This window comes from Mesorhizobium sp. M7A.F.Ca.US.005.03.2.1 (assembly GCF_003997795.1).
GTDB lineage: Bacteria > Pseudomonadota > Alphaproteobacteria > Rhizobiales > Rhizobiaceae > Mesorhizobium > Mesorhizobium ciceri.
This window is the reverse complement of sequence record NZ_RZRP01000917.1, coordinates 1-2374: the sequence shown is the minus strand read 5'-3', so window position 1 is coordinate 2374 and position 2374 is coordinate 1. Positions and strand designations below refer to the sequence as shown.

General features: G+C 64.4%; 4 protein-coding genes. 2 read left to right on the top strand and 2 right to left on the bottom strand.

The window, feature by feature from the left end; translation table 11 throughout:
- The first annotated feature begins 155 nt into the window (after nucleotides 1–155).
- Together msuE and EN991_RS32540 are read left to right on the top strand one after the other, a co-directional pair.
- Nucleotides 156–716 carry an FMN reductase gene (msuE, locus tag EN991_RS32545; RefSeq protein WP_013528153.1) on the top strand — a complete coding sequence of 187 codons (561 nt, stop codon included), beginning with the start codon at nucleotides 156–158 and terminating at the stop codon, nucleotides 714–716.
- A gap of 118 nt (nucleotides 717–834) precedes the next feature.
- Nucleotides 835–1320, top strand: a complete 486-nt coding sequence (locus tag EN991_RS32540) for a hypothetical protein (protein WP_013528152.1) — start codon at nucleotides 835–837, stop codon at nucleotides 1318–1320.
- Between the two features lie 14 nt (nucleotides 1321–1334).
- Here EN991_RS32540 and EN991_RS32535 read toward each other — a convergent pair whose 3' ends face one another.
- Together EN991_RS32535 and EN991_RS32530 are read right to left on the bottom strand one after the other, a co-directional pair.
- Nucleotides 1335–1874 (bottom strand): hypothetical protein, encoded by a 540-nt coding sequence (locus tag EN991_RS32535; protein WP_127370279.1) that lies wholly within the window; start codon nucleotides 1872–1874, stop codon nucleotides 1335–1337.
- The coding region (locus tag EN991_RS32530; RefSeq protein WP_281058830.1) for a glycine cleavage T C-terminal barrel domain-containing protein at nucleotides 1867–2374 on the bottom strand (508 nt) is incomplete at its 5' end. The genes EN991_RS32530 and EN991_RS32535, both read right to left, overlap by 8 nt.

The following is a 2374-nucleotide window of genomic DNA, read 5'->3' as shown; positions in this document are numbered from 1 at the left end:
TTCCAGGATCGCGTGCGCCTGGCCGTCGAGATCGCGGGCCCATTTCGCCGTTCCCAGCGACGGCCCGAGATCCTCGATATCATAGGTGCTCGCCGATAGGCCGTGGCTGGCGGCCCGCCACGTCAAACCTTCGACCATTCAAGAGGCCCACTGCCATGTCAAACCCAACAGTCGTCGGCTTTTCCGGCAACATCACCAGGCCGTCAAAGACGCGCGCCTTCGTCGATCTGGTCGCCAGGGACATCGCCGCCAGCCACGGCCTATCGGCGAGCACCTATGATATCGAGGATCTCGGGCCGTCGCTGGGAACGGCGAAATGGGCCCGCGATCTCGACGGCCAGGCGCACGCGATCCTGGAACAAATCCTCGCCGCCGACGTGTTTGTCGTGGGCTCGCCGACCTACAAGGGCAGCTATACCGGCCTGTTCAAGCATTTCTTCGATCTGATCGATCCGGCGGCATTGCGGGGAAAGCCCATCGTGCTGACGGCGACCGGCGGTGGCGAGCGCCATGCCTTGATCGTCGAGCATCAGCTGCGGCCGCTGTTCGGCTTCTTCGAGGCCTTTGCGCTGCCCACCGCCGTCTACGCCACCGACAAGGATTTCACCGACGGCGTGCTGCGCTCCGAGGCGATCCTTAAGCGTGCGGCGCAGGCGGTCGACGAGGTCGGCTTTGTGCTGGCCAATCGTTCGGCAGGCCGGATCGCCGCTGAATAGCCTGTCGTCAGCCAGATTGAACTGAACGAAATCCGTGAGGGCAGCGCCCCCGCTTACGCGCAATTTACGACCGACCGCTAAAACCGTTCCTGTCTGATTCGTCTGGGACAGGAACGTCATGAGCAAAGCCCTTACATCCTTCGCATTGGTCGCCGTGCTGACCGCCTTGCTCATGGCGTTGAGCCTGGCTGTCGCCAGGCACGGCTATCCCTATGGCGCGATCGGCGTCAGGCGCCTTGACGGCATTGCCGACGCCGGCGTGTTCATCCCGATTGCCGCCGTCTATTTCTTCAGCGCGATGCTGATGATGATCCTGCCGATCAGGGCGGCCGGCATTGTCCTGACCCATGCCGCAGACGCCCTTTTCTGGACCGTGATCGCACTGTTTGCGACCATCGTCGGCTGTCTGGTCGCCAGATGGGCGTTCGGGCAGGGCAGCGCCGTGTGGACATTGCTGAACTGGCGGTTCCTGTTTGCCGCGGCGATCGTCGGTTGTCACTTCGTCATGAACGAGCTGCGCCGCAACGTCCTGCTGCGCAGCCTGTTCTTCGTCGTCTTTGCCGCCGCGACGCTGGCCTGCCTGTTCTGGTCGTTCACACTCTGACCAGCCGTAACCGGCTACTTCGCTGATCCTGCGGCGATGTTGCCGGCGGCAATTTCCATCCATGTCCAGAGATAGGCGGCAAGACCGCGATCGACATGGATGCGCAGCTTGCCGTCACGGCGATAGACGACGGCGCTGATGCCTGCGAATGAGAGCGCTGCACTGGCGCTCGCTTGGCTGGGATCGAGCGTCGTTCCACGCGCGATGAAAGCGTCGAGCGCCGTGCCCTCGGCCTCGAACATTTGCAGCCCGGCGCTGATCGCCGTCACCGCGAACCCGTCTGCATGCCAGCCCGTCGCGATGGCGAGGACGCTGTTCGAGACGACGAGCAACCGGTCGCGCGCCAGCCGCGCCGCATAGCGGTCACCTTGTGCGGTGCCAAAGGCTCCGATTCCGTTCCCGTCGGCGCTCGAAGCCCGCGCCCACGCGTCGAGGTCGCCGCTGACCAGCAACTGGTTGAGGCCGCAGACCGCGCGTACCACAAGGCCGGGCACCTTGATCACCGCCGATTGCCAATCCGGTGCAACAGACCATTTTTCCGCGAGATCACGCATGCAGCCGGTCTCCTGCCGGGTCGAAGGCGCAAGGGGCGGTAATCGTCGCCTTGCTGATCTTGCCGAGATGCTGGATGTCGATCGTCTCGCCGTGCCGCGTCGCGCCGCGCTCTATCAGCCCAAGCGCAACCGGGCGGCCAAGCGTCGGGCTCTGGTAGCTCGAGGTGACAAAGCCCTGGCTGTGCAATCTGCCGTCGATCCGTTTGATGCCATGCGCGCCGGTCGGCAGCGGTGCTTCGCCTTGCGGCACTGCCAGCCCGACAAGCTGCATGCGATTGTCACGCGACGCCTCCTCGGTGAACAATGAGCGGCGGCCGACGAACTCGGTCTTGCGTTTGGCCCGCGGACCGTGGACGCCGAGATCATGCGGCAATGTGGTGCCGTCGGTGTCCTTGCCGATGACGATAAAACCCTTTTCGGCACGCAGGATCATCAGCGCCTCCAGGCCGATGACGACGGCGTCGAGCGCCTGGCCGGCCTCGCGCAGATGCGCCCATAGC